A 17,756-nucleotide genomic window follows, 5' to 3' on the forward strand; every position below is an offset into this window, starting at 1 on the left:
GGCGACAGTCAGGGATTCTGGATCGAAATCGAAACCAGCATCGGTGAAAACGGCTTTGTGAATCTTGACGCACTGGTCCCGGGAAATGGTTCTGATGCCCGCGATGCGTGGTGTGCTGAAAACAAATGCGACTGACCGGTTTCCCGATCAGTCGCATCAACGTCATCAAATTCGATTAAGACCTTATCCCTTGGCCGGGATCGCCTTCAGCGCAGCCAGCAGATAATCCCAGAAGCGCGCAACGCTTGGCACATGAACACATTCATCCGGGCTGTGCGCGCGTTTGATGGTCGGACCGAACGATACCATGTCCCAGTGCGGGTATTTCGATCCCAGTACGCCGCATTCAAGACCGGCGTGAATGACGCGAATTTCCGGCTCCTTGCCAAACATGTCCTTGTGAACCGCCTTCATCAGGTTGACCACTTCGCTGTTGGCATCGGGCTTCCAGCCCGGATAGGCATCGCCCCAGGCAACAGATGCGCCGATATTCTCAAATACCGCTGTTGCGACTTCACGCATGGCATCACGCGCAGAATTGATCGAGCTACGTGCTGACAGCGTCACCTTGGCTTTACCTTCGCCAAGCGTGACGATCGCCAGATTGATCGAGGTTTCGACAACGCCTTCGACTGAGGTACTCATGGCCTGAACACCGTTCGGCGCACCGACACAGGCATTGTTGAACGCCTTGGAGTCTTTTGCGCTCATTGCCTTCGCTGGAACTTCTGCATTGGTTGCGGCAATGGTAAATTTCGGTTCAATCGCGCCGATTTCATCTTTGATGTCGCTGGCAAAAGCATTCAATGCTGCATCGAAATCAGAAACCTTGCCTTCCGGCAGAACGATGGTCGCAAACGACTCCCGCGGGATGGCGTTGCGGGCGGTCCCGGCATTGATTTTAACAATGCGCGCATCAAAATCACGGATCGCAGTACGCAGGAAACGTGCCATCAGTTTGTTGGCATTGCCAAGACCAAGGATGATGTCGATGCCGGAATGGCCACCTTTCAAACCAGTCAATGCGATATCGCGGGCCACCTGCCCTGCCCCGACGGCTTCTTCGCTGTAATCATAGCTTGCGACCAGATCACCGCCGCCAGCACAGCCAACACAAAGCTCGTACTCGTCTTCGGTATCAAGGTTGAGAAGGATTTCACCCTTAAGGCGGCCGGGTTCCAGGTTCATCGCACCGGTCAGGCCGCGTTCTTCATCAACCGTGAACAGAAGTTCAAGCGGACCGTGTTCAAGACCGTCTTCGGTCATGAAACCCATCATTGCCGCCGCACCGATGCCGTTATCGGCACCAAGGGTGGTATTATCGGCAGTAATCCATTCCCCATCCATCACCATGCGGATCGGGTCGGTGTCGAAATTGTGGGTCGATCCGGAATTGGCCTGGGTCACCATGTCTACATGGGACTGCAAGATCACCATTTTGCGGTCTTCAAAGCCAGCAGTCGCCGGAACGGACACAACAAGGTTGCCACCGCTGTCGCGGAAATGCGCAAGCCCCTTGTCATCGGCCATCTTTTCCAGAAGCTTCAGAACAGCTTCTTCTTTATTGGACGGACGCGGTGTATCGCAAAGTTTCTGGAAATTGTCCCAGATTGCGACAGGCGCAATTTTACGGATCTCGTTCACGGTGGCGCTCCTGGCAAATTTTCGTCTACGGGTTCTCACTTACCCAGACCTGTTGATTACCTTATTGCCGCGCGAATTTAAAGCGTGCCAAGGACGTTTTCGACCACGCCACATACAAATTCGAAAAAAATGCATTCCGCGCGCAGTTTGCGCACGCAAAGAGGAAAAATGCGCAATATGATTTTAAGTTAGTCGACACCAACGACCTGACTGCGGCGCTGCAACAGCATGACATCGCGCCATTGTCCGGCCAACGGCCCATAGCCCATGCGCCCAAGTCCGCGCTTACGGCCGACGATCTCGAAGCCCAATGCCTTATGCAGGACAAGGCTTGCTTCATTTTCCGGAAAAATACCGGCCTCAAGCGACCAGATACCATTTTCCTCGCTGGCAGCAATCAAGGCTGAAAGCAGCGCTTTGCCAATACCCTTCCCGTGGTGATTGGGGTCAACATAGACCGATATCTCGGCAATCCCGCGATAGACACAGCGATTTGAAACGCCAGATAACCCGGCCCAGCCAATGACAATGTCATTGTCGTCGCAGGCAACTAGCCGGCATTCCGGCAAATGCCCCTGATCCCAGTCTTCCCAGGTTCCCGGATTTTCCTGAAAAGTGGCATGGCCCGATTTGATGGCCTGCCCATAAATTTCAACAACACGATCAGCATCAGAAACGGTCATGGAACGAACACGCATTACGGCCTCGCACAGAAACTGCCACGCAACTACCAAACAGGTGCGGCATCGAATGTCAGGAAAACATTATGGAAGGCGATGATAATCGATGATCCCGTGATCAGCTATCTTGTTCTTGCCCGGCGAAGCGAAAGACAAGTTGATCACGTCCGGCATCCTTGGCAGCGTACATTGCTTCGTCTGCGATCTTCATTGCTTCTGATAGTTCGATGAATTTTTGCCGGCCCTCGCCGCCAACGGTTGCGCCAAAGCTGGCCGTGACATTGACATACTCCGTACCGGACTTGTCGATTGGCACCCTGATTTCACGGATCATGTTCGACAAACGCTCGCCAATGCGTTTGGTGACCGCCGCAGTCGCAGATGGCAGCAACACTGCAAATTCCTCACCACCCAAACGAACGACAAGATCGTCGTCACGCAACGCCTGACGCAAGGTATCGGCAACCCTCTCAAGAACCCGGTCGCCCACCGCATGCCCATGGGTATCATTCACATCCTTAAAGTAATCAAGATCAAGAACGATCAACCCGAACAGCCAGCTTTTATCCTTGAGATGACGAATTTCCCGCAATCTGCTGACCGCACTTTCAAAACCGCGACGGTTAAGCGCACGGGTCAACGCATCGGTTGACGCCAAGGTATCCAGCATCTGCTCCTTGCGCTTGTGATCGGTAATATCAGTCGCCGACACCATGACACCGCCATCATCCATCATGTTCATGCGGATGTCGGCCAGACGGCCCGATGGTGTTTGCATTTCGTCGATATTGGCATGGCCATGCCCGTTTCGCATCATCTCGGCACAACATTCATGCAGTGCCGAAATATCAAAGACCGGCTCGGAGCCATCCGTTGTTTCTCCGCCGAAAAGACGCGAAAACTCGTGATTGAAATGAATAACCTCAAGCTTGTCATCAAGCATCGCGACAGCCGACGGCACCATCCGGATGACTTCGGTAACCGCCTGTTCAAGGCTTGCTTTGGCCCGAACAAGTTGCTGATGCATTTCGACTTCGTCGCGAACGTCATGGGCAGTCGTCAGGATCGCAGGCTTGCCGTCATACCAAAGAATGCGTTCATCTGTCAGATCACGCCAGACCGAACTGCCATCATCGAGAATATCGCGCACACGGTGCCGGTCGCCACGTCGTTCGCCGCTTAGAATTGCCGCGACATGGCGAATTGCGCGCGGACGGTTTTCATCGGGGATAAAGCGAAGAATATTCGGATTTTCCATAAAGGCACTGACGTCCTTTGCCCCCATCAGGCGGGCAAAGCTCTCATTAACGTACAATGCAGTCATGTGGCGATGGACCATGACACCAATAAAAGACCGACCCAGCATATGGTCGACCTGCATCGCAGTCGTACCATTATCAATCATCTGTGCTGTGGTAAGGACCGCATTACCGCCTTCCCATTCGACGGTCTCGTCACTGATTTCCATCCAGACCGGCGTTCCATCCGTCCGGATGTTGTAGACTTTCTTCCAGCCGTGGAAACCGCTGCTTTTCTGGAAACTGTTGGAAAGCTTGTCCGCCTCGTGATGGAAACTTGGCGGGATATACTGACGCATGTCAGGGTCGCTCATAAAGTCCGAGACATCGCGACGGCCCAGCATTTTCGCATAGGCATCGTTGACATACACAGCTTCGAGATCCTTGTGTACAACAACGCCTACGCGTGACCGCCCATACAGACGTGCGATTTCTGTTGGTTCGAACCGCATCAACGTCCTGTATCCCCCGACACATCTAAACCCTGAATGAAAGCACAGTTATCTAAGACTTGTTTCTCTGCGCACCATATTCGAAAGATTACATCAGTTTTGATGCAATTGAAACCGACGGATGCCACCCTCGCCCCGGCAAATATGGTCACGACGAGAAACATCATGCTATCAAATAACAGCAGATCAGCCCGAATATATAAGAACTACAAAATATTAAGAGCAACGATAAATCAACTGAATAGATCGACAATGGCACATTTTCCGGGAGAAACACCGTGACAGAAATGAAATTTAAAATAATTGCCAAAAATCGAAGCTGGGACGGTTACTGCAAGATTGATGTCTATCAGTTGCAACATGACCGATTTGATGGTGGTCAAAGCCCTGTCTTGCAACGCGAAGTCCTGGAACGCGGCCATGCTGTTGCCGTCCTGCCCTATGACCCGGTCCGCGATGAAGTTGTACTGATTGAACAATTCCGCCCCGGCGCGATTTCTGTCAACGACAGCGATCCAAAAATGCCGATCTGGCTGACCGAAATCGTTGCAGGCATCATAGAAGACGGCGAAACGGCCGAAGATGTTGCACGCCGTGAAACGTTTGAAGAAGCCGGATGCGAACTTATCGGATCGCCCGAACTGATTTCGCATTATTACGTAACACCGGGCTGTTCGACTGAAACGGTCCATCTCTTTTACGGCCAGGTCGATACCACCAATGTTGGCGGGCTGCATGGCGTCGCCGAGGAAGGTGAAGATATCCGCGTCTTCACAGTATCGGCCGAAGAATGCTTTGCCATGTTGCAGAATGGACAACTCTGCAATGCAATGACGACCATCGCCGTTCAGTGGCTGATGCTAAACCGCGACCGACTTCGGCAGAATTCAGAGGCTTGAGGATGCCGAAGTGATTAATCAGAAAAACAGTAATCACACAAACTTTACGTTATATTTTTTAATCTGCCTTGACTTTTGTGTGCAAAAAGACCAATCAACTATCAAACACATTTGAAATCACCATGTTTGGAGTCTGTCATGGACATTCGCAATGGCACCATCGAAGCCATTGGCCGCACCCCGCTTGTGAAGCTTAAAAAGGTTTCCGAGCTGACGGGCTGCACCATTCTTGGCAAGGCGGAATACGCAAACCCGGGCGGGTCGGTCAAGGACCGTGCTGCCCTTGCCATCATTCGCGACGCCGAGGCGCGCGGTCTTCTGAAACCGGGCGGCGTCATCGTCGAAGGTACGGCTGGCAACACCGGCATCGGTCTTGCCGTTGTCGGCAATGCGCTGGGCTATCGCACCGTGATCGTCATCCCGGAAACCCAAAGCCAGGAAAAGAAAGACCTGCTGCGGCTTCTCGGTGCGGATCTGCGCGAAGTTCCGGCTGTCCCCTATCGCGATCAGAACAACTATGTGCATGTTTCGCGCCGTTTGGCCGAAGAACTCGCACAGTCCGAACCGAATGGCGCAATCTGGGCAAACCAGTTTGACAACGTCGCCAACCGTCAGGGTCACATCGACACCACCGCCCCGGAAATCTGGGAACAAACCGACGGCAAGGTGGATGGCTTTATCTGTGCGGTTGGTACCGGCGGCACACTTGCCGGTGTTTCGATGGCGCTTAAGGATCGCAACAAAAACATCCAGATCGGCCTTGCCGATCCGATGGGTGCGGCCCTTTACAGCCACTACAAATTCGGTGAACTGAAATCCGAAGGCAGCTCGATCTCAGAGGGGATCGGTCAGGGTCGTATTACTGCCAACCTTGAAGGTGTTGAGATCAATCACCCGTTCCAGATCTCGGACGAGGAAATGCTGCCGATCGTCTTTGACCTGCTCAAGGAAGAAGGTCTGTGCATGGGTGGCTCGACCGGTATCAACGTCGCCGGTGCCGTACGCCTCGCCCGTGAACTCGGTCCGGGCAAAACCATTGTCACCATTCTTTGTGACCTTGGCACCCGCTATCAGAGCAAGCTTTGGAACCCGGCCTTCCTTAAGGAAAAAGGCCTTCCAACGCCTAATTGGCTCTAGGCCCGACACAAAGCCATCCAAAAAGATAAAACCCCCGTCCATCATGGCGGGGGTTTTTGTTTTGATCAGGCCGTTCTGGCAACCCGGGTTTGTGACTGACGCACAACCTTTGCCGCGCGCCCCCAAAGGTAAAGCCCGCATAACAGTGCGCAAAGCAACAGAGATCCGGCAAAGCCCGCAACCGCGTTCCATCCGCCCTGATCCCAGAACCAGCCACCCACCGATCCCATGATGCTTGATCCCAAATAATAGGCCAGAAGATACAGTGACGACGCATGCCCCTTGGCCGTTTCGGCAAGCCGCCCGACCCAGCCACTGGCAATCGAATGGGCAACGAAAAAGCCACTGGTCAGGATGACAATCCCGCCAATGATCACCGACAGGCTGTCAGAGACGGTCAGTCCGACACCGAGGGCCGCCAACAACAGCCCCACCACCAGGACCGGGCCACGTCCGATCTTGTCAGACAACGCACCGGCAATCGATGAGGTCACCGACCCGCACAGATAGACCACAAAGATCAAGCCAATCTGACTTTGCGACAGGCCATAGGGCGCATCCGAAAGACGGAAACCGACATAGTTAAACACCGTCACGAAGCAGCCCATGGCAAAGGCACCGATCAGGAACACGAACGGCAAGCCCGCATGTTTGAGATGCCCGCCCCAGGCGCGCAGGTGATAGCCCACCTGAAAACCGGGACGCCGGACAAAGTTCCGGGATGCCGGCAACAGAACGGCAAACCCAAGGGCCGCGACAAGGCCCAAGGCCCCCATCGCGCCAAGGGCAATGTGCCAGCCGAAAAGATCGGTCAGGAAACCGATCACGACACGGCCACTCAGGCCCCCGATCGCCGTCCCGCTGATATAGATGCCCATCGCCATCCCAAGGCCCTTGGGATCTATTTCCTCGGCCAAATAAGCCATGGCAACGGCCGGAACCCCGCCCAGCATCAGGCCTTCCAGTGCACGCACAACAAGAAAGGCGTGCCAGTCGGACAGAAATGGCGCGATCAGGTTCAAAACAGATGCCACGCAGATAGAAATCAGCATCAGCTGCTTGCGCCCGACGGCCTCGGACACCGCACCGGCCAACAAAATGGCAAAGGCCAGAAACCCGGTGGTCAACGAGAGTGCAAGCGAGCTTTCAGCTGGCCCAACCACAAAGTGGCTTGCAAGTTCCGGCAACAGTGGCTGCACACAGTAAATCAGCGAAAAGGTCGCGTATCCGGCCAAAAACAGTGCAATGCTGATACGGCGAAATGCGGCCGATCCCGGTTTAATCCACACCGGATCGGCAGAGGCATTTGCGTTGGTGGACGCGAGCGGGCTTTGCGAACGTATGGGAGGCGTTGCATCAGATGACGCCGTATCAGCAGCACTATCAGAATGTTGTTCTGGGTCAGTGTCCCGGGAAACAGACATTTGCGACCTCTTTTGGAATGGTTCGTGGGGTGACGCTTATGATTGCACTATCGCGCCTATCCGTCCAATATATGGAAGTGTCGTTTTTGATATATTTTGGATATACCATCAATGGAACTGCGCCATATCCGCTACTTCCTTGCCGTCGCCCGCGAGGGAAATTTTACACGTGCTGCGGCCCGCATCGGCATCGGACAGCCACCGCTTAGTCAGCAAATCCGCGATCTGGAAAATGAAATCGGCACGGCCCTGTTTCATCGCGTCCCCCATGGCGCCGAACTGACAGAGGCCGGAACGGCGTTTCTTGAAATCGTTGCACAGTTCCCCGATCTGGCAGAGCGCGCCATTCGTGCCGCCCAACGTGCCGGGCGCGGCGAAGTCGGATCGATCCGGGTGGGATTCACGGCGTCCGCCGCATTCAGCCCGTCTGTCCCACGCGTCTTCCGTGACTTCCGGCGCAGTTACCCCAGCGTTGAGATGACACTCGAAGAAGCCAACTCCGCCCAACTTGTCGCCGGCCTGCGCGATGAACGTCTTGATGCGGTGTTCCTGCGACAAGATACGATTGCAGGCGATGGCATTCGCCTGCATGTGATTTCAAGCGAACCGATGGTGCTTGTCCTCCCCTCCGGTCACCCGGCCGCCCAACGTGAAAAGGTCGCCCTATCGGAACTGCGCGACGAGGCCCTGATCCTGACCCCGCGCGCGGTCGGCCCAACCCATTACGACAAGGTCGTCACCGCCTGTCGGGACGCCGGGTTTGAACCTCAAATGGGCCAGATCGCACCACAGCTTGGATCGGTGATCAATTTCGTTGCGGCCGAGCTCGGCTTTTCACTGGTTCCCAAACCGATGACGCAGCTTCAGGCCAAGGGTGTCGCCTATCGCGAAATCGAAGGCGAAGTGCCCATTGCCCAGCTTTCACTGGCCTATCGCAGCAATGATATCTCGATTGCTCTTCGCAATTTCGTCAGCCGTACGCTCGCCGCCCACAGACAGCCAAGCATTGATGAATAGACGAATAGCTATGTTTTAATTCAGATACTGGCGATCTTCTCCCGAACAAAACCAACAAGTATGTCAGAAGAATCACAAAGCGATTGAGCAGCAGTATCAATCACCAGATCCACATCCGGCCAGGGGTGATATTCACGATCACAGACCTTTTGCCAGTCGGGAAGTTTCAGGTTTGCTATGTCACCCTTTCGGGTTTCAACCCGGTAACGATGCTCATCAACATCAGAACAAATCAGTTCAATCTGCACAAAAGGCTTGTCTGCGATTATCGCGGCTTCTCGCCACGCGGCGCGGGATAATTCGATCGGATTGACCGCATCGCCGATCACAAGGTGGCCAAGGCGCAAATTATCTGTCGCGATCCGGTTTGCAGCGACATACCCAACCGGGCCCATTTCATCGGATGGCACGACACCGCAATCAATAACCGCCTGCTCGATTGTATCAATTCGCAGATGGATCGCGCCAAGTTCCTGAGCCGCCAATCTGGCAATTGACGTTTTGCCGACACCGGGCAATCCACCAAGAATAATCAACATTTTCAACGTCCCTTGATTGTGCCTGTATATGAACATTCCAGTTAGGGACTGGCAAGATGGTTCATTCACGCTAGATTAATGCCAACTGTGAAATCAGGCGCGCCGCTGAAGTCTATTTCTGTGATGCCCGCGCCAAACCGAAAGTCTGGCTATGCTAAGATATTCCCTTCTTGATCTTTGCCCGGTAAATGCGGGTGAACATCCCTCTGATGCGTTGCGAAATACGCTGACACTCGCCCAACATGCCGAAAAGCTTGGCTATCATCGTTATTGGCTGGCCGAACACCACAACATGCCGGGCATCGCCAGTGCGGCGACGTCTGTTGTCATGGCCCACGTCGCGGCGGGCACCAAGACCATCCGCGTCGGATCAGGTGGCGTCATGCTGCCCAACCATGCGCCGCTGGTGATTGCCGAACAGTTTGGCACCCTTGATGCGCTTCATCCGGGCCGCATTGATCTCGGAATTGGCCGCGCACCAGGCACGGATCAACGCACCGCCGCTGCCCTTCGCCGTGACATGCATGGGTCTGAGGAACGCTTCATTCAGGATGTCTTGCAGGTTCAGGCATTCCTTGCCCCGCTTGAAGGCAACCCGCCGATCCGGGCCGTGCCGGGCTATGGATCGCAGGTCCCGATGTGGCTTCTAGGCAGCAGCCTGTTTTCAGCTGACCTTGCCGCCCGTCTTGGCCTGCCCTTTGCCTTTGCATCGCACTTTGCGCCCGACATGCTGATGGATGCGCTGACCCTTTATCGCAACCGGTTTGAGCCAAGCGAAGCCCTTGATAAACCTTACGCGGTTGCCGCGATGGGCTTCTTTGCCGCTGATACCGACGAGGAAGGCGAATATCTGGCCACCTCGATGCAGCAGCAGTTCCTTAATTTGCGGCGCGGGACACCGGGCCAATTGCCAAAACCGGTCAAGGATATGAGCGAAATATGGAACCGCGTTGAAAAGGCCGGTGTGGATCACGCCATGCGCTATGCCGCGATTGGCGGGCGCGATACGGTGCGCAAGAAACTGCGCGAATTTGCCTACATGACCAAGGCCGACGAAATCATGGTCACTGCCAACATCTATGATCAGACGGCACGCCTGAAATCCTTTGAAATCGCTGCCGAGCTGTTTGGCGAAATGAATGCAAAGTCCGAGAACAAAGACTGCGCCTAAGACCAAGTGACACCTTGTTTTCGCAAATGCCGGGTTCCTCGTGAATCCGGCATTTTGCTTTCATCATACGAAATACCAGAACACACCACTTGCGCTTGCATCATTGGTCGGACAATATGCGCGTCCCGTTGAAGACTTCAACGATAGCCCCTTGTTTCAAAAGGTTATGGTGCGCCCTTCATGACCAACTTCCTGCTGGCAGCCCTGCCAATTGCGACCATTCTGTTTCTGATGATCAAGGTCAACTGGGGCGCTGCGCGTGCTGGTGCGGCTGCCTGGTTTGTCACCGTTATCCTGGCAGTATTCTTCTTTGGCGCACCGACCGATATGCTGATCATCGCCCAGGCCAAGGGCGTGATGCTGGCCCTTTACATACTTTATATCGTCTGGGCGGCATTGATCCTGTATTTCGCAGCCGAAGAAGCCGGCGCGATCAAAACCATCGGGCGTGCCATTCGATCACTCACGGATGACCGCCCTCTACAGCTTTTGATATTGGGCTATGTGTTCGCAAGCTTCCTTCAGGGTGTGGCAGGCTTCGGCGTTCCGATTGCCGTCGTTGCACCGCTTTTGCTGGGCATGGGTTTCTCGCCGGTGTTGGCGGTTGCCGCACCGATGATCGGCCATAGCTGGTCGGTTCTGTTTGGCAATATGGCAACCTCGTTCGAGGCATTGATTGGTGTTACCGGCATTCCGGGTACTGAACTGACCCATTATTCGGCGATCCTTTTGGGCCTGTCGGGCTTTATGTGCGGGGCCGCTGTTTTGTGGCTGGATGGCGGGTTCCGCACCATTCGCCGCCGTATTGTGCCGCTGGTCCTGATTTCCGGCGTCATGGGCGTCGTGCAGTATTTCATGGCCAATTACGGTGTCTGGACGCTGGGTGGCCTGACCGCCGGGATCGCCGGGCTTGTCGCCTCCATCATTGTGACAAGGTTCTGGAAACCGCATCCCGATGATGTCGCTGAGCAGGTTGCCGATGATCATCAGCACATGCCCTTGATCGAGGCACTGACGCCTTATCTGGTGTTTATCGTATTGGTCACCATGGCGACCTTTGTTCCAGCGGTCGAGATGCTGCTTGGCAAGATCCGCTTCACGCTTGATTTCCCGGAAACCGCCACGGCAACCGGTTGGGTAATCGAAGCCGAAAGTGCCAAGGCCATTGCGATCTTTGGCCATCCGGGCGCGCTTTTGATTTATACCGCCGCCATCAGCTTTACCTTCTTTAAGCTGCGCGGTCATTACGATGACGGGATTGGCAAACGTATCTGGCAACGCACGCTGAAAAGCGGTCTTCCGACCAGCATCGGCATGGTGCCGGTGATCGGTCTTGCCATCATAATGGACCATGCGGGCATGACCTATGCCCTGGCCGAAGGCGGCGCTGCGGTCTTTTCCGGGGCCTTTGCCATTGCCTATCCGGTGATTGCACCAGCAATTGGTGCCCTTGGTGCCTTCATGACCGGCAGCACGAATAATTCCAATGTTGTCTTTGGCATGTTCCAGCGTCACACCGCTGAACTTTCCGGCCTTTCAACTGCCCTTGTTCTGGCCGCCCAGGCAACGGGGGCATCACTTGGCAGCATGCTGGCCCCGTCAAAAATTCTGGTTGGCTGCTCGACTGTCGGGTTGTCGGGCAAGGAAGGACCAGTGCTGTCGGTCGTTCTTAAAACCGGTGTCATCCTGACCGCACTATGCGGTTTCATGGCGCTGGGTATCCTTCTGATCACGACAATGAACGGGGGCGTGTAACATGAAAAACAAGCTGTTTAACCCGGTCTTTCTGGTCCTGAACTCAATCATTCTGCCAATCGCGGCGTTTGAAGCACTGGTGACAGACAACATCGCTGCAAGCGACATCCTGTTTGCGCTGTTCTGTGCTGTCATGGCACTGATTGTCGTGCGCAAATAAAAAGCCCGCCGATCAATCTGACCGACGGGCTTATCTGAATATCTTGGGCAAACCTTATGGGCGAAGGGCTGCCAGCTTGACGCCAAAGGCAATGAATACTGCACCGGTGGTTGCCTTGAGCGCACGTTGGAAACGACCACTCCCGGCAAAGCGGGTCAGGCGTGCCAGCAACATGATCATGGCTGCAAACCAGATGGCGTTGATCGCCGCATGCAAGCACACCAGCATGAAGGCCGAGGTCACCGCCCCCTCTCCCACCGGGATGAATTGCGGAAACGCTGCCAGATAGAATATCGAGACTTTCGGGTTCAGCGCATTGGTCAGAAATCCCTCGCCATAGGCCTTGATCAGGGTGCGTTTGCGCTTTGCCGGTGATACTTCGGCAACCGTTTTCACCCCGCGCCAGGCATCACGCAATGCCTTGAACCCTACCCAACACAGATAAGCTGCCCCCAAAAACTTCACGATCATGAAGGCCTGTGCCGATTGCACGAGGATGACCGAAATACCAAGGATCGACAAAGTCCCGTGCAGGTAAAAGGCCGTCACAAATCCGGCCACATTGGCCATCCCGGCCATACGTCCTGATGTCGGCACGGTCTTGGCGACCAGTACACCATTGGGGCCTGGCGACATAACAAGCAGTGACGCAACCAGCGCAAAACTCAAAACCTGTGACCAATCCATGGGGCGATCCTTTGCAAATGATCAAACGGTGCGCATTGACTGATGACGTTTCGCACCTTGCCTTGACTATATCCCGCCTTGATCAACCAACAAGAAAATCATTGTGACCATACATTTTCCCTGCCCGGTCCGGTCAGCCTGCCGGGATCAGGAAAATGATAACTTCTGGGAAAATGATAAAGAATAGAAGTAGCCGGCAGGATCAGGCGGCACTACGGTCGGTGCAATAAAAATCAATATGGCAAAAGCCATGCAACGGCGGGGCACGAACTCCCCACGAGTAAAATCTTCTGAAGTCTTGGCAATGTGCCTGCCCCAGCAGGCGCAATGTGAGCCCTGCTGACTAGGTTAAACATGCACGTTACCCGATCCATCCGCTCCATCGCCCTTTGCGCCCCCCTCCTGCTTGCCTTCACGCTTGGTAACGCCGAAACGGCGGGTCCTAAATGGGGTTCCCATATTGACCTGGAAGGCAAAGGCGGAACGGATCGTAACCTTGGCGAGACGGACCTTTTCATTCCGCTTTGGCAGGATGAGGACACACTGACCTTCACCAGCCTTCGCGCCCGGATGGATGACAGTAACAGCCACGAAGGGAACTTCGGTCTTGGCATCCGTCAGATGCTTGATTCGGGATGGAACATTGGCGGCTATGGGTATTTTGACCGCCGCCACAGCCCATATGGCAACAAATTCAACCAATTGACCTTCGGCGCAGAGGCCCTGTCGCTTGATTGGGATTTTCGCGCCAATGCCTATGTCCCGATTGGCACGACACAATACATGGAAGACAGCCTCAGTACTGTTGATGTGAGCGGCACCTCCTTGATGTACAATCAGGGTGAAGAACGCGCATTACGTGGTTTTGACGGGGAAATTGGCTGGCGCATTCCATTATTTGCGACTGATGCCGGACAGCAACTCCGTGCCTATGCCGGTGGCTATCGCTTTACGGAAGACGGTGTTGATACGGTACAGGGTCCGCGTGGGCGACTGGACCTGACCTTTGATGAAGTTCCCTTTTTGTGGGGAGGGTCACGCTTTTCCCTCGGGGCAGAAATTCAGCATGACAGCCCACGGGGCACGCAGGGCTTTGCCAGCTTCCGCCTTCGTATCCCGTTGCAAGGCTTCGGCGATACGCCGAAACCCCGCCTGAGCGCGATGGAACGGCGCATGACTGATCCCATCATTCGCGATATAGATGTGGTCAGTCTGGCCGGACAGTTTTCAGAAGCAAGTGAAATCACCCAGACTGCGGATGGGAAAACGATCACAGTTCTGAACAGCAACTCGACATCGGCGACGAACTTTGCAACTGAAATTGCCAATGCAGGTGCCAATTCCACCGTGATCCTGAGTGGCAATTACATCGATATAGATTCCGTCACAACGGTTCAGAATGGACAAACAATTGTCGGGGGTGGCGCACTCGACATCAAAACCCCGACGGGACGGTCTGTTACGGTCACCATTCCGGATGCATCAATCTCGGGCGAGGGAAGCAATGGCAGCGCCGGCGGTGGTAAGCGTTTCTTTAACATGGCCGATAACAGCAGCCTGATTGGTGTGACCGCGAACGTTAACACAACAACCGGGTCAGCATACATCGTCCACATCGAAGGAAAGCAGAATGTTACCATTCGGAACAACAAACTGACAACGCAGAACGTCAACTCAACCGCAGGCGCTATCATAATCAGAGACAGCCAGGATGTTACGATCAAGAATAATGTTTCATCCGTTACCTCCAATGCAAATGGTGCCCGATTCCTGGCGATTATCGGCAACAATTCCAACATCAGTATCGATGACAACAAGCTTTCCGTGAGCGGAGCAGGCGTCGACAAGCGATTTGTATTCTTCGCCAATTCATCAACCATAAACAACCTGTCAGGGACAGGTAACACCACCAATAACCTCAACCCATGTGGTGACGGCGGCGGAACCCTTCCCACCGTTACTGGCTCAGTCACGGTAGACGGCACCGCGGTAGACGGCAGCGCCTGTCCATAACGTGATACCTTAGAAACATGGACATATCGGCTTTGGCTTGAATGTTCTTCTTTTGTTCTTTATTGTGAGCGTATGAAGAACAATATCAGCCAACCCCACGCCCACACCCCCGCCGCCATTTTTGATGATGGATGGTCAAACGCGAAATGTGATCTGAACATCTTGCCCGCCCGCGGACAAAAGGGACGCGGGGCTGTTTCGAATATTGACGGGCGATTTGAACGTCATATCCATCAGGCGGTTGATGACGGATGGCTGGGCACATTGTTGGAAGATCAGGACGCCCCAAGCACCAAAACCACCCTTGGTATCGATGGGGCGCGTTCTGTGATCACCCGCAATCAAAGCCCGGATGTCCCGTTTGATCGGTCGATCAATCCCTATCGCGGGTGTGAGCATGGCTGTGTCTATTGCTTTGCGCGCCCGACGCATGCCTATCTGGGTCTGTCGCCCGGTCTTGATTTTGAAACGAGGCTTTTCTGGAAACCGGAAGCCGCCCAGCTTTTGCGCAAGCAACTGTCATCAAAGGCCTATCAACCCGCCCCGATTGTTATTGGCACAAGCACGGATCCCTATCAGCCGGTCGACCGTGACAAGAAACTGACGCGGTCGATCATTGAAGTTCTGGCCGATTGCGAACATCCGTTTTCACTGATCACCAAAAGTGCATTGGTCACCCGTGACATTGACCTGATCGCCCCGATGGCCGCACAAAATCGGGCATCGGTGGCCGTATCAGTCACAAGCCTTGGTCACCGGCTGTCAAACCTTCTGGAACCCCGTGCCTCTGCCCCACACCGCAGGCTTGAGGCCATCCGAAAACTGTCAGATGCCGGCATTCCCGTCACCGTCCTGTGCGCCCCCGTTATTCCGGGTCTGAATGATACGGAGATCGAAAAGATCGTTGCAGCCTGCAAGGACGCCGGTGCGCAATCGATTGCCCATATCGTTCTGCGCTTGCCGCTTGAAATCGCCGATCTGTTCGAAGAATGGCTTGAAACGCACTACCCCGACCGTAAGGCAAAGGTGATGTCGCTGATCCGTCAGATGCGCGATGGTCAAACCTATCAATCGGAGTTCGGCACCCGCATGCGCGGCACCGGCCCGATTGCCGATCTGATCGCCAAACGCTTTGACGCTGCGCGCAAAAAGCATGGCCTGACCAACCGGTCTCTCAACCTTGATTGCAGCGGCTTCAAACGTCCCAGCGCGAACGGGCAAATGTCGCTGTTCTGACATCACCAGCAACATTGCCCATATCCCGCAACAGATACCGCATCCGGTTCAGTCCGCGCGCCGGATCAGCATCGTGCTTTTGCCCCCAACCGTAAGGCGCAGCACTTCGCCATCATCAAAGGCGTAGCTCAGGATATGATGGTCAGGATCAATGATCTGTTTGCCTTCGATGGTGACAGCACCGCGTGCAACCAGTTCACTTGCCGCCGTACTGGTCTCGGCAAAGCCCGCCATCAAAATAAGTGGCACCACCCCGATCCCGTCTTTCAGGGCGTTAGGCGTGAAATCAAGTGTCGGCATGCGATCAGCAAGAGAGATATGGGTCATTTTCCGGTTTCCTTGTTGGTGAAGCCACCTCGGGCAAACCGGTTTATGGAAAAAACAAAGGCCGCCCTGGGGCAGCCGGTCTTGGTTTAATTTACAAACACATCAACAGGCGCCGCGCTATGTGCACGACGTAAAATAGGCGTTCTGATGTGTAACAATGTTTTCCATACTTTTATGCATATGGCGCTTTTTTCGTTTGGTCAAGCCGCTTGTTGACCACACCCCAAGCCAAATAAAAACACCCGCCAGCAAAACCGGCGGGTGCTACGAAACATTGATAGCCTGACCTGTAAGCGAAGATCCTAGCTGACAACCCGATAGCGGGCATGCACTGCCGGCTCGCTGATGATGGCGGGATCGATCATGGCATTCACCGCGTCCTGTGCTTCGCTGGCGGCAACACCTTCGCGGTCCTTGGCGTTTACATTTCCATCTTCACAAAGCGCCCTGGCACGTGCACTTTCAAAGAAGCGCAAACCACGTTTTTCCATGACATACAGGGTTTCACCACCCCATTGCCCGCTCCAGACAAGACCAGAAAGACCTTCCATTTCCCGTTCAATCCGGGTTGGCGAAATCGGCATCCCCAGGCAAGTGGTCAAAAGGAAGGAAAGTTCGGCTGCGGTCACCCCGTCTTCGCAGCATTCCTCGGCCAGAACCGACATCACCGCCATGGTGACAACCCGCAGTGAAACCTTTTCCGCATCAAGCCCCGGGAACCGGTTTTGCTGAAGTTCGACAATGTCGTTGGCAATACGATCAACATCGCCACGAATGACATAACGGCCCCGCCATACCCGGCAGCTGCTTCTGACTTCCCACGCGCTCATGATTTGGTCCCACCCGTTTTTGTTTGTCCCTGCCAAAAGATACAACAAACATACATAACGTCAATATATTTTTCGACTTTTTGTATTATTTCATACACTCATCACGAAACCAGCGGAAGCCGTCAGTTGCAACGGTGTAACCGTCCTCGCCCTCGACTTCTTCAAGGTAGCCTCTTGCCACGGCCGCATGGAAATCCCGGCTAAAATTGCGCGGCATCCGCAGGTGATCCTGGCGGCGCAACAGGCGGCGCACATCACCGCGCGTTACAAAACTCCTGCCATCGCGATATTGCAGCCAGATTGCCGCCAACAAGATTATCTCGGCAAAGCCACGCGGTTGCAGGCGTCCGACCAGATCGGCAAAACTGCCAACAAATCCCGTAATGAACATGCCGGGGTCTACTGCGCCGGAAAATGCGGCATCGCCTGTATATCCATTGGCTGAATATGGCTCGCCTGCCCCCGGCACGCCATGGGCTGCCGTCGC

17 protein-coding genes are annotated in these 17,756 nt (G+C 54.5%); 8 read left to right on the forward strand and 9 right to left on the reverse strand.

What is annotated here, in order from left to right; translation table 11 throughout:
• Positions 1-183: 183 nt before the first annotated feature.
• The 3 genes from B3Z49_RS14570 to B3Z49_RS14580 all read right to left on the reverse strand — a co-directional run bounded on the left by B3Z49_RS14570 (position 184) and on the right by B3Z49_RS14580 (position 4,074).
• Entirely contained in the window at positions 184-1,644 is a 1,461-nt protein-coding gene (locus B3Z49_RS14570) for an aminoacyl-histidine dipeptidase (RefSeq protein ID WP_296992185.1), read from the reverse strand.
• A gap of 188 nt (positions 1,645-1,832) precedes the next feature.
• Entirely contained in the window at positions 1,833-2,342 is a 510-nt protein-coding gene (locus B3Z49_RS14575) for a GNAT family N-acetyltransferase (protein ID WP_063089949.1), read from the reverse strand.
• Positions 2,343-2,442: 100 nt separating this feature from the next.
• Positions 2,443-4,074 (reverse strand): sensor domain-containing diguanylate cyclase, encoded by a 1,632-nt coding sequence (locus B3Z49_RS14580; protein WP_296992187.1) that lies wholly within the window; start codon positions 4,072-4,074, stop codon positions 2,443-2,445.
• 287 nt (positions 4,075-4,361) lie between these two features.
• On the opposite strand from B3Z49_RS14580, the gene B3Z49_RS14585 reads away from it, so the two are divergent.
• Together B3Z49_RS14585 and B3Z49_RS14590 are read left to right on the forward strand one after the other, a co-directional pair.
• Positions 4,362-4,973, forward strand: a complete 612-nt coding sequence (locus B3Z49_RS14585; RefSeq protein WP_008890862.1) for an NUDIX domain-containing protein — start codon at positions 4,362-4,364, stop codon at positions 4,971-4,973.
• Between the two features lie 138 nt (positions 4,974-5,111).
• Positions 5,112-6,110, forward strand: a complete 999-nt coding sequence (locus tag B3Z49_RS14590; protein ID WP_296992189.1) for a cysteine synthase A — start codon at positions 5,112-5,114, stop codon at positions 6,108-6,110.
• A 65-nt stretch (positions 6,111-6,175) separates the two neighbouring features.
• On the opposite strand, the gene B3Z49_RS14595 is transcribed toward B3Z49_RS14590, so the two are convergent.
• Entirely contained in the window at positions 6,176-7,534 is a 1,359-nt protein-coding gene (locus B3Z49_RS14595) for an MFS transporter (RefSeq protein WP_296992191.1), read from the reverse strand.
• A gap of 111 nt (positions 7,535-7,645) precedes the next feature.
• On the opposite strand from B3Z49_RS14595, the gene B3Z49_RS14600 reads away from it, so the two are divergent.
• On the forward strand, positions 7,646-8,551 hold the full coding sequence (locus B3Z49_RS14600; RefSeq protein ID WP_296992193.1) for a LysR family transcriptional regulator: 906 nt from the start codon (positions 7,646-7,648) through the stop codon (positions 8,549-8,551).
• Between the two features lie 20 nt (positions 8,552-8,571).
• Here B3Z49_RS14600 and B3Z49_RS14605 read toward each other — a convergent pair whose 3' ends face one another.
• On the reverse strand, positions 8,572-9,090 hold the full coding sequence (locus B3Z49_RS14605; protein WP_296992195.1) for an AAA family ATPase: 519 nt from the start codon (positions 9,088-9,090) through the stop codon (positions 8,572-8,574).
• A gap of 151 nt (positions 9,091-9,241) precedes the next feature.
• On the opposite strand from B3Z49_RS14605, the gene B3Z49_RS14610 reads away from it, so the two are divergent.
• The 3 genes from B3Z49_RS14610 (at position 9,242) to B3Z49_RS14620 (ending at position 12,176) form a co-directional block, all read left to right on the forward strand.
• Complete coding sequence (locus B3Z49_RS14610) at positions 9,242-10,261, forward strand: LLM class flavin-dependent oxidoreductase (protein ID WP_063089959.1); 1,020 nt, start codon at positions 9,242-9,244, stop codon at positions 10,259-10,261.
• Positions 10,262-10,441: 180 nt separating this feature from the next.
• Positions 10,442-12,016: an L-lactate permease gene (locus tag B3Z49_RS14615; protein WP_296992199.1), complete on the forward strand. Its 1,575-nt coding sequence runs from the start codon at positions 10,442-10,444 to the stop codon at positions 12,014-12,016.
• A gap of 1 nt (position 12,017) precedes the next feature.
• On the forward strand, positions 12,018-12,176 hold the full coding sequence (locus B3Z49_RS14620) for a hypothetical protein (RefSeq protein ID WP_296992200.1): 159 nt from the start codon (positions 12,018-12,020) through the stop codon (positions 12,174-12,176).
• A 54-nt stretch (positions 12,177-12,230) separates the two neighbouring features.
• Here the strand turns inward: B3Z49_RS14620 and B3Z49_RS14625 are convergent, their stop codons facing one another.
• On the reverse strand, positions 12,231-12,863 hold the full coding sequence (locus B3Z49_RS14625; protein ID WP_064780811.1) for a LysE family translocator: 633 nt from the start codon (positions 12,861-12,863) through the stop codon (positions 12,231-12,233).
• A 354-nt stretch (positions 12,864-13,217) separates the two neighbouring features.
• Here B3Z49_RS14625 and B3Z49_RS14630 point away from each other — a divergent pair, with 354 nt between their 5' ends.
• Together B3Z49_RS14630 and B3Z49_RS14635 are read left to right on the forward strand one after the other, a co-directional pair.
• Positions 13,218-14,876, forward strand: a complete 1,659-nt coding sequence (locus tag B3Z49_RS14630) for an inverse autotransporter beta domain-containing protein (protein WP_296992203.1) — start codon at positions 13,218-13,220, stop codon at positions 14,874-14,876.
• Positions 14,877-14,948: 72 nt separating this feature from the next.
• Positions 14,949-16,112, forward strand: coding sequence for a PA0069 family radical SAM protein (locus B3Z49_RS14635; RefSeq protein WP_296992207.1), 1,164 nt, complete (start codon positions 14,949-14,951; stop codon positions 16,110-16,112).
• Between the two features lie 48 nt (positions 16,113-16,160).
• Here the strand turns inward: B3Z49_RS14635 and B3Z49_RS14640 are convergent, their stop codons facing one another.
• From B3Z49_RS14640 to B3Z49_RS14650, 3 genes are all read right to left on the reverse strand, one after another.
• Positions 16,161-16,439: a hypothetical protein gene (locus B3Z49_RS14640; protein WP_008890871.1), complete on the reverse strand. Its 279-nt coding sequence runs from the start codon at positions 16,437-16,439 to the stop codon at positions 16,161-16,163.
• A gap of 302 nt (positions 16,440-16,741) precedes the next feature.
• Entirely contained in the window at positions 16,742-17,269 is a 528-nt protein-coding gene (locus B3Z49_RS14645; RefSeq protein ID WP_296992210.1) for a hypothetical protein, read from the reverse strand.
• 85 nt (positions 17,270-17,354) lie between these two features.
• On the reverse strand, positions 17,355-17,756 hold a 402-nt coding region (locus B3Z49_RS14650; RefSeq protein WP_296992212.1), incomplete at its 5' end, for a hypothetical protein.

Source organism: Thalassospira sp. UBA1131, from assembly GCF_002311515.1.
In the GTDB taxonomy this organism is placed as follows: domain Bacteria; phylum Pseudomonadota; class Alphaproteobacteria; order Rhodospirillales; family Thalassospiraceae; genus Thalassospira.